The organism is Pseudomonas azotoformans (assembly GCF_900103345.1).
Lineage (GTDB): Bacteria > Pseudomonadota > Gammaproteobacteria > Pseudomonadales > Pseudomonadaceae > Aquipseudomonas > Aquipseudomonas azotoformans.
Map to the genome: position 1 here is coordinate 193,661 of NZ_LT629702.1, position 21,364 is coordinate 215,024.

Annotated in this window: 19 protein-coding genes and 1 pseudogene; 10 read left to right on the top strand and 10 right to left on the bottom strand. The window is 61.8% G+C overall.

From position 1 onward, the window contains the following. The first annotated feature begins 168 nt into the window (after positions 1-168). The 4 genes from BLR69_RS00950 to BLR69_RS00965 are packed head-to-tail and all read left to right on the top strand — an operon-like array spanning position 169 to position 5,942. On the top strand, positions 169-2,184 hold the full coding sequence (locus BLR69_RS00950; protein WP_071495136.1) for a type VI secretion system Vgr family protein: 2,016 nt from the start codon (positions 169-171) through the stop codon (positions 2,182-2,184). Next, the gene (locus BLR69_RS00955; RefSeq protein ID WP_071495135.1) at positions 2,184-3,020 is read left to right on the top strand and encodes a DUF4123 domain-containing protein; all 837 of its coding nucleotides are present in this window, start codon (positions 2,184-2,186) and stop codon (positions 3,018-3,020) included. The genes BLR69_RS00950 and BLR69_RS00955 overlap by 1 nt, the downstream gene beginning before the upstream one ends. After that, a complete protein-coding gene (locus tag BLR69_RS00960) occupies positions 3,013-3,777 on the top strand; it encodes a hypothetical protein (RefSeq protein WP_071495134.1) in 765 nt (254 codons plus the stop codon). Before BLR69_RS00955 ends, BLR69_RS00960 begins: the two co-directional genes overlap by 8 nt. A 14-nt stretch (positions 3,778-3,791) precedes the next feature. Then, positions 3,792-5,942, top strand: a complete 2,151-nt coding sequence (locus BLR69_RS00965) for a lipase family protein (protein WP_071495133.1) — start codon at positions 3,792-3,794, stop codon at positions 5,940-5,942. An 8-nt stretch (positions 5,943-5,950) separates the two neighbouring features. On the opposite strand, the gene codA is transcribed toward BLR69_RS00965, so the two are convergent. From codA to BLR69_RS01010, 9 genes are all read right to left on the bottom strand, one after another. Beyond that, complete coding sequence (gene codA, locus BLR69_RS00970; RefSeq protein ID WP_071495132.1) at positions 5,951-7,186, bottom strand: cytosine deaminase; 1,236 nt, start codon at positions 7,184-7,186, stop codon at positions 5,951-5,953. Between the two features lie 27 nt (positions 7,187-7,213). Next, entirely contained in the window at positions 7,214-8,419 is a 1,206-nt protein-coding gene (locus BLR69_RS00975; protein ID WP_071495131.1) for a PucR family transcriptional regulator, read from the bottom strand. Further along, on the bottom strand, positions 8,416-9,684 hold the full coding sequence (codB, locus tag BLR69_RS00980) for a cytosine permease (RefSeq protein WP_071495130.1): 1,269 nt from the start codon (positions 9,682-9,684) through the stop codon (positions 8,416-8,418). Before codB ends, BLR69_RS00975 begins: the two co-directional genes overlap by 4 nt. 191 nt (positions 9,685-9,875) lie before the next feature. After that, positions 9,876-10,499, bottom strand: coding sequence for an NUDIX hydrolase (locus tag BLR69_RS00985; RefSeq protein WP_071489690.1), 624 nt, complete (start codon positions 10,497-10,499; stop codon positions 9,876-9,878). Positions 10,500-10,502: 3 nt separating this feature from the next. Then, the gene (locus tag BLR69_RS00990) at positions 10,503-10,949 is read right to left on the bottom strand and encodes a GNAT family N-acetyltransferase (RefSeq protein ID WP_071495129.1); all 447 of its coding nucleotides are present in this window, start codon (positions 10,947-10,949) and stop codon (positions 10,503-10,505) included. A 26-nt stretch (positions 10,950-10,975) separates the two neighbouring features. Next, the gene (locus BLR69_RS00995) at positions 10,976-11,173 is read right to left on the bottom strand and encodes a helix-turn-helix transcriptional regulator (protein WP_071495128.1); all 198 of its coding nucleotides are present in this window, start codon (positions 11,171-11,173) and stop codon (positions 10,976-10,978) included. Beyond that, positions 11,170-11,544: a hypothetical protein gene (locus BLR69_RS01000; protein WP_071495127.1), complete on the bottom strand. Its 375-nt coding sequence runs from the start codon at positions 11,542-11,544 to the stop codon at positions 11,170-11,172. Before BLR69_RS01000 ends, BLR69_RS00995 begins: the two co-directional genes overlap by 4 nt. A 128-nt stretch (positions 11,545-11,672) precedes the next feature. Continuing rightward, a complete protein-coding gene (gene queD, locus BLR69_RS01005) occupies positions 11,673-12,029 on the bottom strand; it encodes a 6-carboxytetrahydropterin synthase QueD (protein ID WP_003190259.1) in 357 nt (118 codons plus the stop codon). Between the two features lie 589 nt (positions 12,030-12,618). After that, complete coding sequence (locus tag BLR69_RS01010; RefSeq protein ID WP_071495126.1) at positions 12,619-13,698, bottom strand: patatin-like phospholipase domain-containing protein; 1,080 nt, start codon at positions 13,696-13,698, stop codon at positions 12,619-12,621. Between the two features lie 158 nt (positions 13,699-13,856). Here BLR69_RS01010 and BLR69_RS01015 point away from each other — a divergent pair, with 158 nt between their 5' ends. From BLR69_RS01015 to BLR69_RS01030, 4 genes are read left to right on the top strand one after another with little or no spacing between them, the layout of a single operon-like run. After that, on the top strand, positions 13,857-14,159 hold the full coding sequence (locus BLR69_RS01015) for a PepSY domain-containing protein (RefSeq protein WP_071495125.1): 303 nt from the start codon (positions 13,857-13,859) through the stop codon (positions 14,157-14,159). Beyond that, entirely contained in the window at positions 14,159-14,470 is a 312-nt protein-coding gene (locus BLR69_RS01020; RefSeq protein WP_071489688.1) for a PepSY domain-containing protein, read from the top strand. The genes BLR69_RS01015 and BLR69_RS01020 overlap by 1 nt, the downstream gene beginning before the upstream one ends. Beyond that, positions 14,470-15,138, top strand: coding sequence for a response regulator transcription factor (locus BLR69_RS01025; protein ID WP_071495124.1), 669 nt, complete (start codon positions 14,470-14,472; stop codon positions 15,136-15,138). Before BLR69_RS01020 ends, BLR69_RS01025 begins: the two co-directional genes overlap by 1 nt. Further along, positions 15,135-16,496, top strand: coding sequence for a sensor histidine kinase (locus BLR69_RS01030; protein ID WP_071495123.1), 1,362 nt, complete (start codon positions 15,135-15,137; stop codon positions 16,494-16,496). The genes BLR69_RS01025 and BLR69_RS01030 overlap by 4 nt, the downstream gene beginning before the upstream one ends. 51 nt (positions 16,497-16,547) lie before the next feature. Here BLR69_RS01030 and BLR69_RS31625 read toward each other — a convergent pair whose 3' ends face one another. Continuing rightward, positions 16,548-18,695 carry a methyl-accepting chemotaxis protein gene (locus BLR69_RS31625; RefSeq protein WP_071495122.1) on the bottom strand — a complete coding sequence of 716 codons (2,148 nt, stop codon included), beginning with the start codon at positions 18,693-18,695 and terminating at the stop codon, positions 16,548-16,550. A 239-nt stretch (positions 18,696-18,934) separates the two neighbouring features. Between BLR69_RS31625 and BLR69_RS01040 the strand changes: the two genes are divergently transcribed. Continuing rightward, entirely contained in the window at positions 18,935-20,254 is a 1,320-nt protein-coding gene (locus tag BLR69_RS01040; protein WP_166794310.1) for a Na+/H+ antiporter family protein, read from the top strand. 241 nt (positions 20,255-20,495) lie between these two features. Then, a pseudogene (locus tag BLR69_RS31425) lies at positions 20,496-21,317 on the top strand (cache domain-containing protein); the annotation flags it as partial. Positions 21,318-21,364 lie beyond the last annotated feature (47 nt).

Below are 21,364 nucleotides of genomic sequence, written 5' to 3' on the forward strand. Positions count from 1 at the left end.
CTTCCAACTTCGTTGTACGAATCTTCTTTTTTATTTTAAAACAGCCGATTTTGGCCCGTAATCGCTAAGCTTTGAGGCGTTCAGGGGCTTTTTCTCGGCAGCTTGTTTGCACACTTAACGAGGCAAGGCATTCCTGCGTGCTCATTCATTTACGGCGGGTAACAACGGATGGTTAACGCGTTTGTTTCGTCACGTTTCAAACTGATTCTTCCCTGCATGGATACCGACTTTCAGGTGCTGGCATTCAACGGCCGCGAACGCCTTGACCAGCCCTTTTTCATCCAGGTGCAGGTGGTGAGTGAAAATCCTTCCCTTGACCTTGAGAGGTTGCTCCATCAACCCGCCTACCTGGATTTCGGAATGGGCGAAGGGCTGCATGGCCAGGTTTACGCAATTGGTCGGGACGACCCTGGCCGACGCATCACGCTCTACCACCTGACCCTGGCCCCCCGCCTGGCCTACCTTGCACACCGGCGCGACCAGCGGATCTTCCAGCAACGCAGCGTGCCGCAGATTGTCGCGGCGGTGCTTGAGCGGCATGGGATCCTGGCGGACGCCTATGCATTCGAGCTTGGTCCCGTGGTGTATCCGCCACGCACGTTCTGTGTGCAGTATGCGGAGAGCGACCTGCACTTCATCCAGCGGCTGTGTGAAGAGGAGGGCATCCATTATCATTTTCGCCACAGCGCGGATGCTCATCTGCTGGTGTTCGGTGATGACCAGACGGTGTTTCGCCGTTTGCCCCGGCAACGCTATTGCCCAACTGGCGGGCCGCAAGCCGCTACGCAGGTGGTCCAGCGTTTTGATGTACGCCTGGCCACTCGCACCCAGAAGACGGTGCGCCGCGATCATGACTTCGAACATCCTTCATTGCAGCTGCAGGACTGCGCCGGCTCGGTTCCGGCACACCCTCTCGAGGACTATCACTACCCAGCAGGATTCACCGGCCATGCCCGGGGCAAGCGGTTAGCGCGGCGGGGGTTGGAGCGTCACCAGCGCGACCGTCTTAGAGCATCGGGCCGCAGTGATCAACCGGCGCTGCGCAGTGGGCATTTCCTTGAATTACGCGATCACCCCGATCCGTCCTGCAATGATTTGTGGCTGATCACCTCGGTGCGCCATGAAGGTCATCAACCGCAGGTGCTGGAGGAGGTGACGCCCACCACCGATGCATTCGAGGGGTATCGTAATCGCTTCACCGCGACGCCTTGGCAAGCGGTGCATCGACCGCCCCTCAAACATCCCAAGCCGACCATCAATGGCAGCCAGACCGCAACCGTGACCGGGCCGCCGGGTGAAGACGTGCATTGTGACGCCTATGGCCGGGTGAAGGTGCGCTTCCACTGGGACCGCCTGGACAAGGCGGATGATAAAAGCAGTTGCTGGGTTCGGGTTGCGTCCGGATGGGCCGGTGACGGGTTCGGTGCAACGATGATCCCGCGCGTGGGCATGGAAGTGCTGGTGACCTTCCTTGAAGGCGACCCGGACCAGCCGTTGATCAACGGTTGTCTGCCCAATGCGTCGCACCTGCCGGCCTACCCGTTGCCGCAGCACAAGACCCGCAGTGTCTTGCGCACCCGCAGTACGCTAGGGGGCGAGGGCGCCAACGAGTTGTACCTGGAGGATCGTCGTGGCAAGGAACTCATTTATCTTCGTGCGCAACGGGACCTGGAGCAGCAGGTCGGCCATGACAGTCGGTTGGAAGTGGCGGGGGAGCGACGAGAGGTCATTCGCGGATTGAGCACTGCTCATCTGGAAAGCGAAGAACATCGTCATATCACCGGCGATCGCAAGATCGAGCTCAAGGCGAACGACTACCTCGATGTACAACACGACAGCCGGACCCATGTGGGGCAAACCCTGATCCTGGAGGCCGGGCAGCAGTTTCATCTCAAGTCCGGTGCCAGCCTGGTGATCGACGCCGGGGCGCAACTGAGCCTCAAGGCGGGTGGCGAGCATCTGGTCATCCAGGCCGGCGGCATCTTCAGCAGTCGCCCCATTACCCTGGGCGGGGCACCGCCCGTCACCCTGGCGGCGAATGCATCGGCAGCGGTCGATACGCCCAGGATCTCCGTGGTGCAAGGCAGCCTCATGAACTTGGCCAGGCAATTGGGGGCGGATTACTGCCCAGTGTGCGAGCGCTGCCGCGAAGGTCATTGTGACCTGTCAGGGAGGGCCGCTTGATGCCAGGCATGCCAGGCCAGTGGATGGACCAGCAGCAACAGAGGGGGCGGTGCCTGTGTTTGATCCTTGAAGGGCAGAACGACGCGCGCACGCCGCTGCTGGAGGTTCGCGACTTGCCGGCGTACCGCAGCGTCTATGCCCAGACCGCCGTGGCGGAGTTGGCTGCCGAAGGCCCGGTGATCGTACTGCTGGACCAACTGAGCGAACCCGTCTTGCTTGACCTCTTGCAACAACCCGAGACGAACTGGGGCTGGCTGGGCAGTTTGCCCAGCGAAGACCTGACGGCAGTGACCCGACACTGGCGTGACAGGCTGCTGGTGGGCCCTGAAGGCGAGCAATCGCTGTACCGCTTCCACGACAACCGTACCCTGGCGCGTGCCTTGGCTCATCTGGGCCAGGATCGCTGGCCGGTATTTCTCGGGCCATTGATCAGCGTGTGCTATTGGCACGAAAACCACTGGCACACGGCTGACAGCCGGGCTCCCGGCGAGTATCCGGTGCCGGATCCCGCGCCCTGGCTGGATACGCCCAACCCAAACGCAGCGGCGATCCTGCACGCCAATATCCTGCGTTACCTGTTGACTGAGCACAGTGAAGACCTGGCGACACTGGTGGAATTCCAGGACCCGCGAATCTGGCTGGCACAGGTACTGGAGCAGGCGCGTGCCTGGCAGTGGCAGGGGCCGGAACAGCTGGAGTTTCTGGTGGTGCGAAGGCTGGAGGAGGCAACTCGGAACAGTGTTTTGCAGTGGCAGCCGAGGGTCGGGGAAGCGCCTGGGCAGCACTTTGAGCGGGTAGTGGAACAGTGGCGATTGATGGGGGGAAAGCATGAGTAGGCGAAGGTGGGGGGTGTTGATGGTGCTGGGGGTACTCGGACTGACCGGGTGTGGGGGGAAACCAGTGGATCGATTTACGTTGGAGGTGGATTTGCCGGCGGAATTTGAACTTAAAACTGCCGCGAATTATCTGCCCGCTACCGGTGAGACCTGCACGTTGCCGCGACGTCGCGGTAAGCGACCGGAGCGGAAAGTCTTTTTTACGGATTTCAAAGCTGCGGCGAGCAGGGTGAGCTATGAGCTGCCGCTGAGTGAAAAAATCGAGAACTGCCCTTCGGTACTGAGAAGCCTGGAGTTTGAGTTTTATGCGAAGTGGGGCAAACGTGATACGGACGTGGGTGGGAGTTTTGCCGCTATTTCCATTCGCGACCCCTCGGACGCTGATATACGAGGCATGCCAGTAACGGGTGTTCAGGAGCTACATAAGCAATGTCGGTGGTTGTTCCGTACTGCGGGGCCGCAGCACGTGATCGTCAAGGTTCTTAAATGCAGTTCATCAGGCGCAGCAGTCCCGTTATCCAGACCTGTGCAACGGGATCAGCTACCAGGGAAAACGCTCAGGATGGTGCTGACGATGACCGATGAGGAAGAACCCTATTTTGATAACAACTGGGTCGTTGTTCCCGGTGGATGGAAGCGTTGTAGAGGCAAAAATTTTGAAGATCTGGATGCGTTTTGCAACGGCAATACCACTGACTTCAAACCAATAAAAATGCCGGACGGTCGCATTTGTGATGTCTACCCATCCTGCAAGTAAGCAAGGAGAAGTTCATGAAGATGAATGCACGGAAGCAGGCTTTTTTCAGTGACAGCAAGCCGGCTTGCTCATGGCGAGGGCATTGGGTGAGTTTTTGTCTGGTCGATGAACTCGGCTTTGGGACGGCGTACGGTGGATTGCCTTACACAGTCCATGACAGTGCAGGGCAACAGTACAAGGGCAGGCTGAATGGAGAGGGCTTTGCCAAGTTAGCCAATATTTACTGCGGTCCTGTAATCCTCGTTTTTGACGATCCGTATTCAGGAACAGAACTGTTGTATCAGAGGCTGATGTCGCGCCAGACTTATAAACTTCCAATCACCGAGCTTCAGATTCGTGCTGAGCAAACCCGATTTTCTGCCTCGGATGGTCTGCGGACTGAAAGCAACCCCGCCCAGTTGAAAGCTGACCGTTTTTATCAGGTTGAAGTCCGTGATCTGGTTCGCCATGTCGCCCACTTGCCTCCGATTGCCCAGCGCACTCATCAACCTCGACGACACGCATTGAAAATGCTGGCCGACCTAGGATTTGGGCCGCCCCAATCGATGCTGGTGGGGATCGTGTTGTTTCCCAACCACCATACCGCGCTGGAGGTTCGGCCGCTGCGAGCCTTGCGCCCGTTGTTTTCCAGCGAAGACAGCTTTTGTGCCTTGAACCTCTATCAATTGGCATTGATGGCAACCTTGAGCTACTGCAATTTCGGGCAAGAACCCGCTCAAGCACCGACTGAGGAGGTTCGATTTCCTTTCGATCCGAGTGTCGGCCATCTATTCGCTGAAAAACTCTCGGGTTTCCACGAGGCATGGCGGGTTGATGCCGAGCAGCAGCAACGCTTCTATCCCGTCTATGAAGACGTCCCTTACTCCCGGCGATTCGAGATCCTGCCCTTCGATCCTGAGTTGTACCCTCAGAACCATCCTGAGCGGGCAGAAGAACAAGAACATCCTGCGCGGTTGCATTTTTTCGACGACGAAAAATTTGGCACTGATACCCAGGCGTTCATCACTCATCACGAAGAGGTGATTCTGATTGCGGTGCGCGGAACAGCCAGCGCTGCTGACGGGCTACGGGACGCTAATGCTCATCAAGTGGCTTTTTTGGAGGGCGTTGGCAAGGCGCACGAAGGTTTCTATCAAGCCTATCAGGCAATGCGCAACTTCATACTCAGTTACCTCAGACAATTTCACACCAACCAACGAATAATCATCTGCGGCCACAGCCTGGGCGGTGCAATTGCCTTGCTCTTGGCAGAAGGCCTGCGTCGGTCGCCGGAGGGCAACTACAACATCCTCCTCTACACCTACGGCGCCCCCCGCGCCGCCGATTCCGAGTTCACCGCGGGCGCCTCCACCCTGGTCCACCACCGTATCGTCAACCACAACGACCCTGTCCCCAGCGTCCCGGCCCCATGGATGAACACCACCGCCAAGCTCTGGGTCCCAGGCGCCGTCACGCTGTTCAGCGCTCCCGCGCCGGGTGGATTGCTGTTCGCTGCCGGCCTGGTACGTTTCGGTGGCAATCCCTACGAGCACCATGGTGAACAACACCATTTCATGCCGATCACACTCCCGGATGGCACCCATTCTTCAGTGTTGTGGCAACCCGGCTGCGAGTCCATCCAGGAGGCCGGTTGCAACCGGGCGCTGCAACTCCACGGTGACATGCCTGAACGTGACAACCTGCTCAAACAGCTGTTCCAGGCCAGCCAGCACTTTATGACCGCCAGCTACATCCCGGCCGCCTGGGCAACACTCCGGCGCTGGCAACAAACCCAGGAAAGCAACGGGCCCTTGGTAACGCCGAGGGAGTTCGAACTGCTCGACCACGCGCTCGAGGCCATGCGCCAGCAGTTGCGCAATAAGCGTCGGGAACTGGCCCGTCTAAGGGCCGCCAACGACCGGGGTTATGAGCACAACGAAGCCTTGAACGCCGAAATCGACCGTTTGCACACCAGTCGCGAGCGCCTTGCAACCCTGCGTTGGCGCCGTCTGGAAGCCCGTGATGTCTATGGCAGTCACGCCCACGGCGCCCACTTGGCATCGAGCCTCAAGCGCTGGTTCAGCCACCGTGAAAATCGCGAGTTGTCGCAGGTCGCCCGTATCCCTCCCGCTCTGGATAACGACAGGGGGAGGGTGCATACGCTGGACATCGACTCGATCGTCTGACCGAGCTTCTACGCAAACTCCACCTGGGCTGGCCGGCGCGTCATCAACACCTTGCCGTTACGGATCGAGTACAGCGGCAGGCCCTGGCTGCGGATGACCTCGTAGTCACTGTCCGCCGAGAGGATCAACAGGTTGGCCGGGCGTCCCGGTTCCAGGCCGTATCGGTCACCCAGGGCCATGGCCTTGGCGCTGTTGTCGGTGACCAGGTCGAGGGCGCTTTGCAGGTTGCGGTAGCCGAGCATGTGGCAGATGTGCAAACCGGCTTCGAGCACCCGCAGGATGTTGCCGTTGCCCAAGGGGTACCAGGGATCGACGATGGAGTCCTGACCGAAGCATACATTCATGCCGGCTTCGAGCAGCTCATTGACCCGAGTGACACCACGGCGTTTCGGGAAACTGTCAAAGCGACCTTGCAGGTGAATGCTCTCGGTGGGGCAGGAGACAAAGCTGATACCGGAATGCCCTAACAGGCGAAACAGCTTGGCGCAGTAGGCATTGTCGTAGGAGCCCATGGCGGTGGTGTGGCTGGCGGTGACGCGGGCGCCCATGTCGCGGCTGCGGGCTTCTTCGGCCAGCACTTCGAGGAAGCGCGAGTGCGGGTCGTCGGTTTCGTCGCAGTGCACGTCCACCAGGCAGCCGGTACGTTCGGCCAGGTCCATCAGGAACTTCACCGAACTCACGCCCTGGTCGCGGGTGTATTCAAAGTGGGGGATGCCGCCGATCACATCGGCGCCCAGGCGGATGGCTTCTTCCATCAGTTCGCGGCCGTTGCGGTACGACTCGATGCCTTCCTGGGGGAACGCGACGATCTGCAGGTCGATCAGGTACGCGCTTTCCTCGCGGACTTCCAGCATGGCCTTGAGCGCGGTGAGGTCCGGGTCGGTGACGTCAACGTGGGTGCGCACATGCTGGATACCGTGGGCAGCCAGGGCCTGTATCGTCTTCTTGGCACGGGTCTTGGTGTCTTCCTGGGTGATGGTGGCCTTGCGCTCGCCCCAGCACTCGATGCCTTCGAACAGGGTGCCGCTCATGTTCCAGCGCGGTTCGCCAGCGGTCAGCGTAGCGTCGAGGTGGATATGCGGTTCGACGAAGGGCGGGATTACCAGGTTGCCGGCGGCATCCAGGTCTCCCGTGCCCAAGGCCGGTACTGTTGATTGCGCGGTGATACTGGCGATCCGGCCATGTTCCAGGTGCAGATCATGCAGGCCTTCACGGTTGCGCAGGCGGGCGTTGATGATGTGCATGGGCAAGTTCCTCTTGGCTAAAAACAATCAGGCGGACAGTCGCCAGATCATCAGCGCAATGCCGATGTCCAGGCGATCATATGAATTATCCAGCGTCAGCCCGCACAGGGCTTCGATGCGCTGGACGCGGTGCGTCAGGGTGTTGCGGTGCACGGCCAGCCGCTGGGCGGCGGCCACCAGGTTACCATTCTCGTGAAACCAGGCTTCCAGGCTCGGCATCAGGTTGGGGCCATGCTGCGCGTCGTGGCGCAGCAAGGGGCCGAGGCGTTCATTGAGGAATTGATCGAGCAGGGCGCGATCACGCACGCCACTGAGCAGCTTGAGTACGCCCAATTCGTCGTACACGCACAGCCCGGCGCGCTCGCTGAAACGCCGCGCGGCCGCCAGTGCCTGGCGTGCTTCATCCTGCGCCTGGGCCAGGCGCGCCGGTGGGTGCGCGGCGGCGCTGAGGCCGATAAACAATTTGAGCGGCGCCAGGCGCAGGTTCAGCGGGTTGAGCCAGTTGACCAGTTGCTGGCGGTTGGCCAAGGCGGCGACAGCATCCGGGGCCGGCAGCAGCAGCGTCCATTGGCCGGCCCGTCCAAGTACCGGCAACCCCGCCGACACCTGACGCAAGCGCCGGTTGATAGCGTCATGTTGCCGGGCCAGTTGCGCCTCGACCGACGCCGCGTTGCCTTGGGCAAACAGCAACTCACTGCCTTCCAACTGCAGTTGCACCACCTGCCAATGCCCGGCCAACGACAGGCCCAACTGTCCGCCACGGTGCAGCAGCAGGTCCAGGGACTGGTAATCGCCAGTCAGCAAACGCTCCAGCACATCGTGCCGCGAGCGACCCAACTGCTCGGACTGGATCAGCGCCGAGCCAATGGCCTGGGTCACCAGCACCATTTTCAGCGAGTAGGGCTGTTCGATCAGCGGCATGCCGGCGGCTTCGGCGGCCTCCAGCAAGCGTTGGGGAATCGCCTGGATATACGCCGGCCCCGTGAGGATCACCAACCCTGCCACCTGACGCTCGCAGGCTTCCTCCAGCAGTTGCATCAAGTTGTTTGCGTCGCGCGGGTGATTGATCCCGGTGACGAATACCAGTTCGCCGCCCAACACCCACTCGGCAATCCCGCTGTTTTCCGCCACGTAGGGCCAGCGTACGGCGTTCTCCAGGCCGGCCGCGCCGGCGCGCAGGCACATGGATTCCAGGCCCGGCAGGGCCAGCACATCGGCGATGGTCAGGCTCATGCCTGGGCGTCAGCCAAGGGTGACCGCACGCGTAGCACGGCGGTGAGCGCGATGTAGGTCAACGACGCAGCAACGATACCCACCAACGGCGCGACCCACGGCGAGTTGAACGCCAGCACGGTGCCCACCGCATAGGCCAGCAGCCCTGGCCAGTTGAATGCTGGCAGGCGTGTATCGGCCAGGCGTGGATAGTGGCCGCGATAGCGGTAGAAGAAGTCCGCCATGATCACCCCGCCAATCGGCGGGATCACCGTGCCCAGCAGAATCAGGTATGGCACCAGCATGTCGTACATACCCAGCAACGCCAGCAGGGTGCCGATCACCGCACCGGCCAGGGTCACGGTCTTGCGGCGTTGGGTGCGCAGCAGGTTGCAGCCGGCCACGGCGAAGTTGTAGATGGTGTTGTCCTGGGTGCTCCAGATATTGAGCAGCAACATGGCCATCGCCGCCATGGCAAAACCTTGCAGCAGCAACACTTCGACCACGTCCGGTTGTTGATAGACGATGGCGCCGTAGGCGCCGATCAGCACCATCAAGCCATTGCCGACAAAAAAACCGATCAGGCTAGCCAGCACCGCCACCCTGGCCGAGCGCGAAAAGCGTGTCCAGTTGGTGGCCTGGGTCGCGCCGCTGACAAAGGTGCCGAACACCAGGGTGATTGCCGTGGACAAGTCCAACTCACCGGTGGGCACCACCGCGAGCAGCCCATCCAGGCCGCCGACTTTCACCGTGGCCACCCACATCGACAGAAACAGCAGGATGCCCATGGCCGGAACCGCGATGTAGGACAGAATCTCCAGCCCGCGATAACCAATGTACGCCGTGGCACAGAACACCAGGCCAAATACCACCATCAACGCCAGCACGCTGCCCTGGCTGAGTTCGAAATACTTGCCCAGCACCACTGCGGCGGTGGCTGTGCCCCAGGCGTACCAGCCGATCTGGGTGAAGCCGAGGATTAAATCACTGAGCTTGCTGCCCACTTCGCCAAAGCAAAAACGCCCCATCAACACCGAGTTCAGCCCGCTCTTGAAGGCGATGTAACCCAGGCCTGCGGCGTAGATACCCAACAGCAGGTTACCCAGGGCCACGACGCCGAGCATGTCGGTGAAACTGAACGCCACCCCCAGCTTGCCGCCGGCAAACATGGTCGCGGTAAAAAACGTAAAGCCCAACAGCACCATGGCGGTCGACGCCAGGCCTTTGCGTGCATGCATCGGGACTTCGCTAAGGGGGTAATCGTTGCCCGGTTCTTGCTGCGTCATGTGCCTTGCTCCCTGAATGAGTGACGCAGGCCTATTGCACCGTGCGTGCCAAGCCGGCAGCAGTGGCGAGCGCACGATGGGCGCTGTGCACCGTGCACAGTATTTATAGCCAAACAGGGGGGGAATGCCGCAAGGAGTGGTCGCCGTGCCCAATCGGGCACGAAAGCGGTGCAACAGTGATACAAATTGGATCAGTCGAACAGCGTGTGGGTGGTCTCGCCGCGATGGAAGGCAAAGGCCGCCTCCAGATCACTTTCGATGGTGCGCCCGCGGGACAGCGGTGGCAGCTCATCCAGGCGGAAAAACCCCACTTCGGTGGTCTCGAAGCCTGCCATCGGTGCCGACTGATCCACTGGCTCGCACAGGAAGTACAGCTTGTAGAAGTCCCGCACGTCCGGCCGATACAAGCCCTTGGCCTTGTGCGTGACGCTGTACAACGCCCGCGCCGTCACCGTCAGCCCGGCTTCCTCGCGAATTTCCTTGACGATGTTTTCCGCCGCCGACAAACCGATGTCGGCATAACCGCCCGGCAACGCCCAGCAGCCATCGGTCAACTCACGCACCAGCAGAATCCGGTCACCTTCGATGACCGCGCCGCGCACGTCGATCATCGGCGTCGAGTACCGCTGAGCAAAGTCGCTGACCAACCCGGTGATACGTTCCAGGGGCACATTGCCCAGTTGCGCAAGCATGCTGTGGGCAATCTCGGCAATTTCCTCCAGGCGTTCACGCTCGAAATCATCGGTGCAGAAGTGCAGGCCCGTGGAGGCCAATGCCTGCAAGCGTTTGGCCTGGGCAAGCCAGGTGTTTTCCATGGGTTACTCCTGCAAATGCTTGGTCATGTACACCCGACGCAGGCCGTGTGCTTCGGCGCGGTGGGTCTCGACATAGCCACGCCGGGTGTACAGCGTGATGTTCTCGGTCATGGCTTCGTTGGTGTACAGGCGGATGGCGGCGAAGCCTGCGTCGAGCGCCTGTTGTTCGGCGAAGTCCATCAGCAATCGTCCGAAACCCAGGCCCTGGGCCTCCGGGGCGACGGCCAGGTTGTCCAGCAATATCGCGCCGTCGGTAGGCAGCAGGATAATGAACCCCTGAACCTGGCCGGCATTCTCCAGCACATGCACGCCACCGGCTTGCACCAACTGGGGATAGTCCTCCAGCATCGGCCCGGGCTTGCGGCCGATCCGCGCGATATACGGCGAGTAGGCTGCCTGGACGATGGCCTCGATGGCAGCAACATCATGACTGGTAGCGGGGCGCATCATTGCAGCGAACTCCTCTGGAAAATCGATCACTCTGCTGGCGCTTCGAAGATGCCTTCTATAGGCCGCCCGAACACCTTGGCGATCTTGAACGCCAAGGGCAAGCTCGGATCGTAGCGGCCGGTCTCGATGGCGTTGACGGTCTGGCGCGACACACCCAGGCGCTCGGCGAGGTCGGCCTGGGACCATCCCAGTTCCGAACGCAACTGGCGCATCAGGTTATTCATTGGTAGCGCCTTGTGCCGATGATCGTGGCTACACACCAGACGCCGCCCATGATCGGCCACACCATAAAGGCCGACAGACGCGGAAAGCCAGCAGTTTCAAGGAAGCCGTAGCTGAAGGTCGTCAGCGCCGTGCACACGAAGGCCACGGCCAGTGCGTCCAACTGAATCTTGCGACCCATTTCATCCATGGCGTTCAGCCGACGGATGATCGTAATCGCCATCGCGATCATCGGAATGACGGGCAGCAAAACCAGGGCAATTTTGGCGGCGCCGTCGGGCATGGACGACACGTAGGTGCTGGAAACCACGACGCACACAAAATACGCCAGCATTGTCACCGCGAATTCCACCAGGAAGCGTTTGACCGACATAACCATCTCCGTGAGTAAAGGGTGCTTTACATTAGGCACAGGCTGTTGCGGTGTCAAGGGTGCTTTACATAGATGAAGGGCAGGCACAAAAAAACCACCGCGAGGGTGGTTTTATTCATCGCACCGGCTTACTCGCCGCGATAGATGCAACCGCTGGTGCAGGTCTCGTGGATACGAATCGCACTGAGCTCAGGCAGCAGGGGTTTCAGCTCATTCCAGATCCACTTGGCCAGTACTTCGCTGGTGGGGTTTTCCAGGCCGGGGATGTCATTGAGGTAGTTGTGGTCGAGGCGTTCGTAGAGTGGCTTGAAAATCGCCTTGATCTCCGAGAAGTCGCGAATCCAGCCGGTATGGGGATCCAGGTCGCCGCTGAGGTGGATCGCCACCTTGAACGAATGCCCATGCAGGCGCCCGCATTTGTGGCCTTCCGGTACGTGGGGCAGGCGGTGGGCGGATTCGAATGTAAATTCCTTGAAGATTTCCACAGTGTTTTCAGCTCGGTCGGTGTCTGGCAGGCGGCGAGTTTAACAGCTTGATCCCTCGCCGCGCATACCGTCCCTCTGTCGACGTTGGCTTGTTGGCGAAATATGGATTGCATATGGCGAGGGCGCTTGCTCCCGTCAGCGGCCTGACAGCCGACAGCTATCTGACTGTTACTCCGCGATTCAAATGTGGGAGGGGGCTTGCCCGCGAAGGCGGCCTGACAGCCTACCAGGATGTTGGATCAGACCGAGTACATATCCGTTGTTTAAGTAACGGCTGCTATTGGTTCCGCCCTTACGGCGGCTCACTTTTGAAAAGCCGGAATGCCGGCCCAGTCAAAAGTAAGCAAAACGCTCTTGCCCCAACACTCGGCACCTCGCCTAGGCTCGGTGTGCCCGTAATTCGACAGTGATTTGGGGGGCCGCCGCCACGCGCCCTCCATGGCGCGGGGCGGCTAAACCGGCATCCCTGCCGGTTTACCCCCCAAATCCCTGCCGAATTCCGGCCAGCGTGTTTGACGGGGCGCCTAAGATCAAAAGCAAGATCAAGAGCGGCTCGCTTCGCATCGTGGTTAGCGTGGGAGGGCCGCGTCTACAGGACCTGTAGTCTCTCGCCCAATCTGCCGTTATCCGCCAGCTCCAGAAACTCATCGCCCAGCCTTCGGCTTTCACTCATCGCGGTCTGCCAGTACTTGTTGCGGCCCGCGTCGTCGCCCATGAAGCGCTTGAAGTCGCTGCGGTCTGGCAATTTGCCGTGGGGCAGGCGGGCCAGGTAGTCCCTGGAGGGGGCCAGCAGCAATACATCCTGCAAGCCTTGCTGGTTGCTGCGTCGCCACGGCAGGCCTTTGTCGAACCAGCCGGGGATGACCCGGTCGGTGAAGTGCGGGTACAGCACGATGTCATCGCCGTGGTAGGGCAGGTCGAGGTGGTAGTCCAGCAGGCCGCCGTCGCGGTAGGTGCCGGCGCCGGCGCCCGGCAGGTCGCGCACGCCTTGCATCACCATGGGGATCGACCCCGACGCCAGCAGGGCCTGGCGCAGGTTGCCCAGCTCCAGGGGCAGGAAGCGCGAGGGGAAGTCCTTCAGCGCATGCACCGGTGGCGCCTGGCGCGGGTCGTGGATGATCAGCCGTTCGAAGTGCCGCGACAGCCGCGCGCGGCTGCGCAGGTTATCGGCAATCACCGAGGACAGGCCCAGCCCGAGCCGTCCGCGATGGTCGTCGGCCAGCAGGCCGTGGCTCTTGACCACCATGATGTTGAGGCGGTAATCCGGGTTGTCCAGCACCCGTGCATCGCGGCCGGCGAGCAAGTCGTCGAGCATGCGTTGGCAGCTCTGGCTGACTTCGGCCATGGTCACGCCTTTGGCAAAGCGCTGTTCGTTGTACAGGCGGCCGAGGTCCAGCAGGCCTTGCACCGGGTCGGGCAGGCACGCGCTGGCGAACCGCCAGGAGCCGATGGAGGCACCGATCAGTGCGCGTTCCCGTGGCGCACGAGGCAGCCAGTCGCCGAACAGCGCCAGGTCCAGGCCCTGGATGCCGAGTGCCTTCGGGCCGCCGGCTGCGCCGGGCAGGATGCCCACCTCGGCAGGCGTGAGGCCTTGTTCACGAATGCGCGCAAAGGCGCGTTTGCCGGCCTTGAGGGTCAGGGCGGGAAACTTGATGTGGATGGCTGTCATACCGGTCTCTGTCCGAGCGAGCGGGGCATTATAGAAAATCTCATGGAATGTAGGGCAAAGGCCTTGGTCGGAATTGCCATGGTGGCAATTCAGTTTCAGTTAAGTTGCAGGGCGTACGGTGGTCGGCGTAGGAAAACATCCTGTAACGGAGACTGATCATGAAGCGCCTTACCGCGCTGGCCGCCGCCGGTATCATCGCCCTCACGGCGACCCAGGCCCGAGCCGTGGACCCCGACAAACCACTGAAAGTGCCGGCCACTGTTACTATTGTCGCTTTCGATCAACTGCAAGCCACGGCCCTGGCCCTGCATCCCGGTTCGACATTGTTGGACACCGACCTGGACGAGGCCTACGGCAAGTACGTGTATGAAGTCGAGTTGGAAGATGCCCACGGCATCGAATGGGACGTTGAATTGGACGCGCTCACCGGGCAGGTCCTCAAGAATCATCAGGATACGTAATGAAGGTAAATTTACGCGTCGGCAGTCGAGTGGCGCTGGTGCTCTTGGCATTCTGCTCCAGCCTGGCGGCCCGCGACCTCAATCAGGATGAAGCCTTGGCGCTGCGCCAGCAGGGGGTGATCCTGCCGCTGGAGCAACTGTTGCAGCAGGCCATGGCGCGTTACCCCGGCTCGCGCCTGCTGGAGGCCGAGCTGGAGAAGAAGCACGGCCAATATGCCTATGAAGTGGAACTGGTTACCACCGAAGGCGTGGTGCGCGAGATCAAGCTGGACGCGCGCACCGGTGTGTTGATCAAAGACGAGGAAGACTGATGCGCCTGCTGCTGGTGGAAGACAACGTACCCTTGGCCGATGAACTGGTGGCTGGCCTGCAGCGCCAGGGCTATGCCGTCGATTGGCTGGCCGATGGGCGCGATGCCGTGTATCAGGGCCGCAGCGAGCCCTACGACCTGATCATCCTCGACCTCGGCCTCCCTGGTCTGCCCGGGCTTGAGGTGCTGGCGCAATGGCGAGCGGCTGCGTTGGCCGTTCCGGTACTGATCCTCACCGCCCGCGATTCCTGGGCCGAGCGCATCGAAGGGCTCAAGGCTGGCGCCGACGATTACCTGGCTAAACCCTTTCACCCCGAAGAGCTGCACTTGCGCATCCAGGCGTTGTTGCGCCGCTCCCACGGCCGGGCCAACCAACCGACGTTGCAAGCGGCCGGCCTGCACCTGGACGAAGGGCGCCAATGCGTGCTGCGTGACGGCGATGAGATCCAACTGACCGCCGCCGAATTTCGCCTGTTGCGCTATTTCATGCTGCACCCCGAACAGATCCTGTCGAAAAGCCACTTGGCCGAGCACCTCTACGACGGCGAGACTGAACGCGACTCCAATGTGCTGGAAGTGCACGTCAACCATCTGCGCCGCAAGTTGGGCCGCAGCGTGATCGAGACCCGGCGCGGCCAGGGTTACCGGTTTGGCGCCAGCCCTGCATGAGGTCGATCCAGCGGCGCCTGAGCCTGGGGCTGATCAGCGTGATGGTGATCGTCGGCGTGGTGTTGGCCCAGACCAGCCTGTGGTTGTTCGAGGCCGGCTTGCAACGCTACCTGGAAGCCGGTTTGCGCAACGACGCCGAAAACCTGCTGGTGGCCCTGGTGCGTGGGCCGAACGGCGTGCAGCTGGATGAGCAACGCCTGTCGCCAGCGTATCAACGGCCGTTTTCCGGGCATTACTTCCGCATCGATTTTGCCGACGTCCACTGGCGTTCCCGCTCATTGTGGGACCAGGAACTGCCGCGCCTGCCCGAGGCGGGGCTGAAGGGCAACCTGCAACTCGGCCCGGAAGGCCAGCAACTGCTGGTGCTGCGTGCGGACTACAAGCGGTTTGGCCAATCGATTTCCATCAGCGTGGCCCAGGACTACACGCCGGTGCGCGAAAGCTTCCGGCTGATGCGCCAGATCGGCCTGGTGCTGGGGCTGGCAGCGCTGCTGCTGGTGCTGATCCTGCAACGGGTGACTGTGCGCCGTGCCTTGCGCCCGCTAGAAACCGCGCGCAACCAGATCGCCCAGTTGCAACAGGGGCAACGCTCGCAACTTGATACCCAGGTGCCCCTGGAACTGGAGCCGCTGGTGGCGCAGATCAACCACCTGCTGGCTCACACCGAGGACAGCCTCAAGCGTTCGCGCAATGCCCTGGGCAACCTCGGCCACGCGCTCAAGACGCCCTTGGCGGTGCTCTTGAGCGCGGCATCGAGCGAGACGCTCAAGCAACATCCCGAACTGAGCAAACTGCTGCGTGATCAGTTGGAGCAGGTACAGCAACGCCTCAACCGCGAACTCAATCGCGCCCGCCTGGCCGGGGAAACCTTGCCCGGCGCGCTGTTCGACTGTGATAAAGAACTGCCCGGCCTGCTCGCCACCCTGACCATGATCCACGGCGAGCACCTGGACCTGAGCTACCGCGCCGCGCCGGGCCTGCAACTGCCCTGGGACCGCGAAGATCTATTGGAACTGCTCGGCAACCTGTTGGATAACGCCTGCAAATGGGCGGATGCCGACGTGCGCCTGAGCGTCACCGAGACCGCGCACCATTACCTGCTGGCGGTGGAGGATGACGGTCCCGGCATTCCTGAAAGCCAGCGCGCCCAGGTCTTCAGCCGTGGCGCACGGCTGGATGAGCAGATCGATGGCCATGGCCTGGGGCTGGGGATCGTGCGGGATATTGTCGAGGTGTGGGGCGGGACGTTGCAGTTGCAGGCGTCTGAGCTGGGCGGCCTGAAAGTGCTGATCGAACTGCCCTGTGGGAGGGGGCTTGCCCCTGATGGCGGTATTCCAGTCAAAAAACAGATTGGCTGATACACCGCAATCGGGGGCAAGCCCCCTCCCACATTGGATCGCCTTGCATTTTCAGACGCGGAACTGATCCATCAACCCCTGCTGCTGATTCGCCAGGCTGTTCAATGCCTGGCTTACCCGCGCCGATTCATTCGCTTGCTCGGACAGTGACTCGGTCACATCGCGAATGGTCGCCACGTTGCTGTTGATCTCCTCGGCCACCGCGCTTTGCTCTTCGGCGGCGCTGGCGATCTGCAGGTTCATGTCGCTGATCACCGTCACCGCATCGCCGATCTGGCGCAGGGCGGTCACCGCCTGTCCCACCTGTTCGACGCTGCCCTGGGCCTGGCGATAGCTGTTGCCCATGGAGCCGACCACTTCTTCGGTGCCGCTCTGCAACTGCTCGATCACCAGGCGGGTTTCTTCCACCGACTCCTGGGTACGGCGCGCCAGGTTGCGCACTTCATCGGCCACCACCGCAAAGCCACGCCCGGCTTCACCGGCGCGGGCCGCTTCGATGGCGGCGTTGAGTGCCAGCAGGTTGGTCTGCTCGGCGATGCCACGGATCACCTCCAGCACCGAGCCGATCTTCTCACTGTTGGCGGCCAGGCCTTCGACTTGGGTCATGGCCGTGCTCATGTCCGCCGCCAGTTCCCCAATGTTGGTGGTGGTACGGTCGATCACCGTGAGGCCGTCGCGGGTGGCCCGGTCGGCATCGCGTGCGGCCTGGGCTGCTTGCGCCGCACTGCGAGCCACGTCCTGGGCGGTGGCGCTCATTTCGTGGGAGGCGGTGGCCACCTGGTCGACCTGGCGGTACTGCTGCTCCATGCCGGCGCTGGTTTCAGTGGCAATGGCGGCGGACTGGTCGGCAGTGCCACGGGCGTCCTGCACCGAGCGTTTGACCTCGGCGATGATCGGTTGCAGCTTGTCGAGGAAACGGTTGAACCAGCCGGCCAGTTGGCCCAGCTCGTCCTGTTTGTCGTAGGCCAGGCGCCGGGTCAGGTCGCCTTCGCCGCTGGCGATGTCTTCGAGCATGTGCGCCACGCCGAGGATCGGCCGCGTTACGCTGCGTGCCATCAACCACACCAGGATCAAGCCGACCACGGCGGCCATCAGGCCCAGGCCCAGTTCCAGCAGGGTACCCTTGGCATTGTCGGCATCCAGTTGGGTTTTCAGCGCTTCGGCGGGGGCCACCAGGACGTGCTCCGGCACATCCAGCAGCACACCCCACGGCTTGCCGTCCGGAATCGGCGCGAACGGCGCGAGCACCTTGAGCTGGTGGTCGGTGCGCAGGCTGCGGATCTGCGCACTGCCGGCCAAGGCGCGGATCAACTGCGCGCCGCTGGCGGTGTCGACCTGGTCCAGGCGCTGGCTGAGCTTGCTCGCGTCGGGGCTGTAGCCGGCGAGCAAACCGGTCGGGCTAAGGATGCTGACCTGGGTCTGGCCGTCATACAGCTTGTGGCTGGCCTGCTGGCTCACGGCCTGCAGGCTGTTGAGGTTGATGTCCACCGACAGCGAGGCGATGACTTTGCCGTTGGCCATCAACGGAAAGACAATGCTGGTCATCAGCACGTTTTGTCCGTTGATCTTGTAAAAGTACGGTTCGATCACGCACGGCTTGAGGGTGGTGCGTGGGCAGGTGAACCAGGCGTTGGCCTTTTCGCCGCTGGGGCCGATGCTGGTGTCGGACATGTCGCTTTCCGGCAGCGACATGGAGGTCAACTGGCCAGGCGTCGGTTGCGACCAGTAGAGGGCGAAACGCCCCTTGTCGTTACTGCCCAACTCCGCCTGGCCGGCGAACAGCTCATCCTTGCCGTCCAGCGCATTGGCTTCGAACACCAGGGATAGACCGAGCAAATCCGGGTTGGCCTGCAACGCGGCCCTGACCTGGCGGGTCAGGTCTTCGCGGGTGTCGAAGGCGTCGAGAAAGCGCTTCTCGGCCTGCTCGCGCAGGAACAGCACCTGGCGCGAAAAGCCATGGCCGTACTGATAGGCGTCCATGAACTGGCGACGGATGCCGAGCGCCTGCACCTCACCCTGGGCTTCGATGCGCGCCTGGGCGGCTTCATCCAGCATCTGCATGCTGGAGGCCTTGACCTGCTGCGAGCTCTGCTCCATGCGATACAACGACAAACCCACCAGCAGGGTCACGATTCCCAGCAGGCACAAGCCAGCGAGCAGGGTGATTTTCCATTGAATGGAGAGCTGCCTGAGCGACATCGGTACATCCTTACCTGAAAACACAGAGAGAACCTGTATCGGCGGGTTCAGGTTTTTCTTTATTCAAACGATCGATTTAAACCTGAAAGCGGCGCCGGTTTTTGACATGCGCGCCCGCCTGCTGCAAAGTGCGCGCCCTCTAATAAGACCTCCTCCAAGCCTGCACGCCGGTTGCCACCCAATGGCCGCCCGGGCGCGGGCATGTCTGTTGTTTATGTTTTTTGCTTGAGGTAACCATGATTAACGCAGTCATTGCCGCGGTCGGCACCATGCTGGTGCTCAGCCTGTCCCGCGTGCATGTGGTCATCGCCATCATCGTCGGCGCCCTGGTGGGCGGCCTGACCGGTGGCCTGGGGATCGAAGCCACGCTCAAGGCCTTCAATGGCGGCTTGGGCGGCGGGGCGACGGTGGCGTTGTCCTACGCCTTGCTCGGCGCTTTCGCCGTGGCGATTGCCAAGTCCGGCCTGGCCCACGCGTTGGCCGACAAGGCCCTGCTGCTGGTGGACCGCCAGCAAGCCAGCGGTGGCAATCATGTGAAATGGCTGCTGATCGGCCTGCTCTGGGTGGTGGCGATTGCCTCGCAGAACATCTTGCCGATCCACATCGCGTTCATTCCATTGCTGGTGCCGCCATTGCTGTACGTGCTGACCAAGCTGCAACTGGACCGACGCGTGATCGCCTGTGTGATGACCTTCGGCTTGATCACGCCGTACATGTTCCTGCCGGTGGGTTTCGGCAATATCTTCCTCAACCAGATCCTGCTGGCCAACGTGGCCAAGAGCGGCGTGGACATCAGCCAGGTCAACGTCACCCACGCCATGAGCCTGCCGGCGCTGGGCATGGTCGTCGGCCTGCTGGTTGCGGTGTTCATCAGCTACCGCAAGAAGCGCGTGTACGACCTGGAGAAAATCGAGCAGGTCGAGCAGGTGGCGGTGCAGTACAACCCACTGACCCTGCTGGTGGCCGGCCTGGCGATTGCCTCGGCGTTCATCATTCAGCTGTGGCTGGACTCGATGATCATCGGCGCGCTGGCCGGGTTCCTGATCTTCTCGGTCTCGGGCATCGTGCGCTGGCGCGACACCGACGACCTGTTCACCGAAGGCATGAAGATGATGGCGATGATCGGCTTCATCATGATCGCCGCCTCGGGCTTTGCCGAAGTGCTCAAGGCCACCGGTGATGTGCGCTCGCTGGTGGAAACCTCGGCGGCCTTCATCGGCCATAGCCGTGGGGTAGGGGCGTTGCTGATGTTGTTGGTGGGACTGCTGGTGACCATGGGCATCGGCTCGTCGTTTTCCACCGTGCCGATCCTCGCGGCGATCTTTGTGCCGCTGTGCGTGCAACTGGGGTTCAGCCCCATGGCCATCGTGTGCATCGTCGGCACGGCCGGTGCCTTGGGTGACGCCGGTTCGCCGGCCTCGGACTCGACCCTGGGGCCGACTTCCGGCTTGAACATCGACGGCCAGCACCACCATATCTGGGACACCGTGGTGCCGACCTTCCTGCACTACAACCTTCCGCTGCTGGCATTCGGCTGGCTGGCCGCGATGACCCTCTGAGCGCAGCGCGCTTGCTGTGGTGAGCGGGCTTGCTGTGGTAAATGGGCCGTTGTGGTGAGCGGGCTTGCCCCGCGTTGGGCGGCGAAGCCGCCCTAATCCAGTCACCGTGATGTATCAGAAAAAACGAGGTGCCTGGATTTGGGGCGGCTGCGCCACCCAGCGCGGGGCAAGCCCGCTCACTACAGAAACCTCCTACGCGGCCGTTAACCTCTCTAGTCGCCACTAATAAGAGAGAAAAGCCATGCGTCTGAGCCTCAAGGCCAAAGTCCTGTCCCTCGCCGTAGTGCCGGTATTGCTGTTTGCCGTGGTCATCAGCCTGACCACCGTGTGGATCCTGCAGGGCCAGGCGCGCAACGAAGTGGAAGAAACCCGCCAGCGCCTGCTCAACGACGCCAAGGCCACCCTGCAAAGCTACGTCGAAGTGGCCATGACCACCATCAAGCCGCTCTACGACGCGGCGGCCCCCGGTGATACCGCGGCGCGCGCCGAGGTGGTCAAGCTGCTGTCCAACACCAGCTACGGCAAGGACGGCTACTTCTTCGGCTACGACTCCGAGACCATCCGCCTGTTCAAGGGCAACAGCCCCGACGGCGTGGGCAAGAGCTTCAAGGACAACCGCGACCCCAACGGCGTGTACGTCAATCGTGACCTGGTCAAGGTCGGCAAGGACGGCACCCATTACCTGCAATACAGCTCGACCCAGCCGGGCCAGACCGAACTGGTGCCCAAGATGGGCTACACCGAATACCTGCCCAAATGGGACATGGTCATCGGTACCTCGGTGAACCTGGACGGCATCGAAGCCCAGGTGGCGGTGGTCGAGGCCAAGGTCGAGAAACGTATGGAGGGCGTGTTGCTGAGCATCCTCGGCGTGGCCGTGGTGGTGCTGTTGGTGATTGCCGCCGTCGGTATGCTGCTGGCCAATACCATTTTGCGTCCGTTGCACCTGATGAAAGCCAACCTCGACGACATCGCGGCCGGCGAGGGCGACTTGACCCGCCGCCTGGCCATCACCAGCCAGGACGAGTTGGGCGATCTCGCGGGCGCGTTCAACCGGTTTGTCGACAAGATCCATGGCCTGGTGCGCCAGATCACCGAGATGACAGGCCA

Coding starts and splice junctions, on each gene's coding strand:
- BLR69_RS00950 (WP_071495136.1), top strand. CDS start 169: ATGGTTAACGCGTTTGTTTCGTCACGTTTCAAACTGATTCTTCCCTGC.
- BLR69_RS00955 (WP_071495135.1), top strand. CDS start 2,184: ATGCCAGGCATGCCAGGCCAGTGGATGGACCAGCAGCAACAGAGGGGG.
- BLR69_RS00960 (WP_071495134.1), top strand. CDS start 3,013: ATGAGTAGGCGAAGGTGGGGGGTGTTGATGGTGCTGGGGGTACTCGGA.
- BLR69_RS00965 (WP_071495133.1), top strand. CDS start 3,792: ATGAAGATGAATGCACGGAAGCAGGCTTTTTTCAGTGACAGCAAGCCG.
- codA (WP_071495132.1), bottom strand. CDS start 7,186: ATGCACATCATCAACGCCCGCCTGCGCAACCGTGAAGGCCTGCATGAT.
- BLR69_RS00975 (WP_071495131.1), bottom strand. CDS start 8,419: ATGAGCCTGACCATCGCCGATGTGCTGGCCCTGCCGGGCCTGGAATCC.
- codB (WP_071495130.1), bottom strand. CDS start 9,684: ATGACGCAGCAAGAACCGGGCAACGATTACCCCCTTAGCGAAGTCCCG.
- BLR69_RS00985 (WP_071489690.1), bottom strand. CDS start 10,499: ATGGAAAACACCTGGCTTGCCCAGGCCAAACGCTTGCAGGCATTGGCC.
- BLR69_RS00990 (WP_071495129.1), bottom strand. CDS start 10,949: ATGATGCGCCCCGCTACCAGTCATGATGTTGCTGCCATCGAGGCCATC.
- BLR69_RS00995 (WP_071495128.1), bottom strand. CDS start 11,173: ATGAATAACCTGATGCGCCAGTTGCGTTCGGAACTGGGATGGTCCCAG.
- BLR69_RS01000 (WP_071495127.1), bottom strand. CDS start 11,544: ATGTCGGTCAAACGCTTCCTGGTGGAATTCGCGGTGACAATGCTGGCG.
- BLR69_RS01010 (WP_071495126.1), bottom strand. CDS start 13,698: ATGACAGCCATCCACATCAAGTTTCCCGCCCTGACCCTCAAGGCCGGC.
- BLR69_RS01015 (WP_071495125.1), top strand. CDS start 13,857: ATGAAGCGCCTTACCGCGCTGGCCGCCGCCGGTATCATCGCCCTCACG.
- BLR69_RS01020 (WP_071489688.1), top strand. CDS start 14,159: ATGAAGGTAAATTTACGCGTCGGCAGTCGAGTGGCGCTGGTGCTCTTG.
- BLR69_RS01025 (WP_071495124.1), top strand. CDS start 14,470: ATGCGCCTGCTGCTGGTGGAAGACAACGTACCCTTGGCCGATGAACTG.
- BLR69_RS01030 (WP_071495123.1), top strand. CDS start 15,135: ATGAGGTCGATCCAGCGGCGCCTGAGCCTGGGGCTGATCAGCGTGATG.
- BLR69_RS31625 (WP_071495122.1), bottom strand. CDS start 18,695: ATGTCGCTCAGGCAGCTCTCCATTCAATGGAAAATCACCCTGCTCGCT.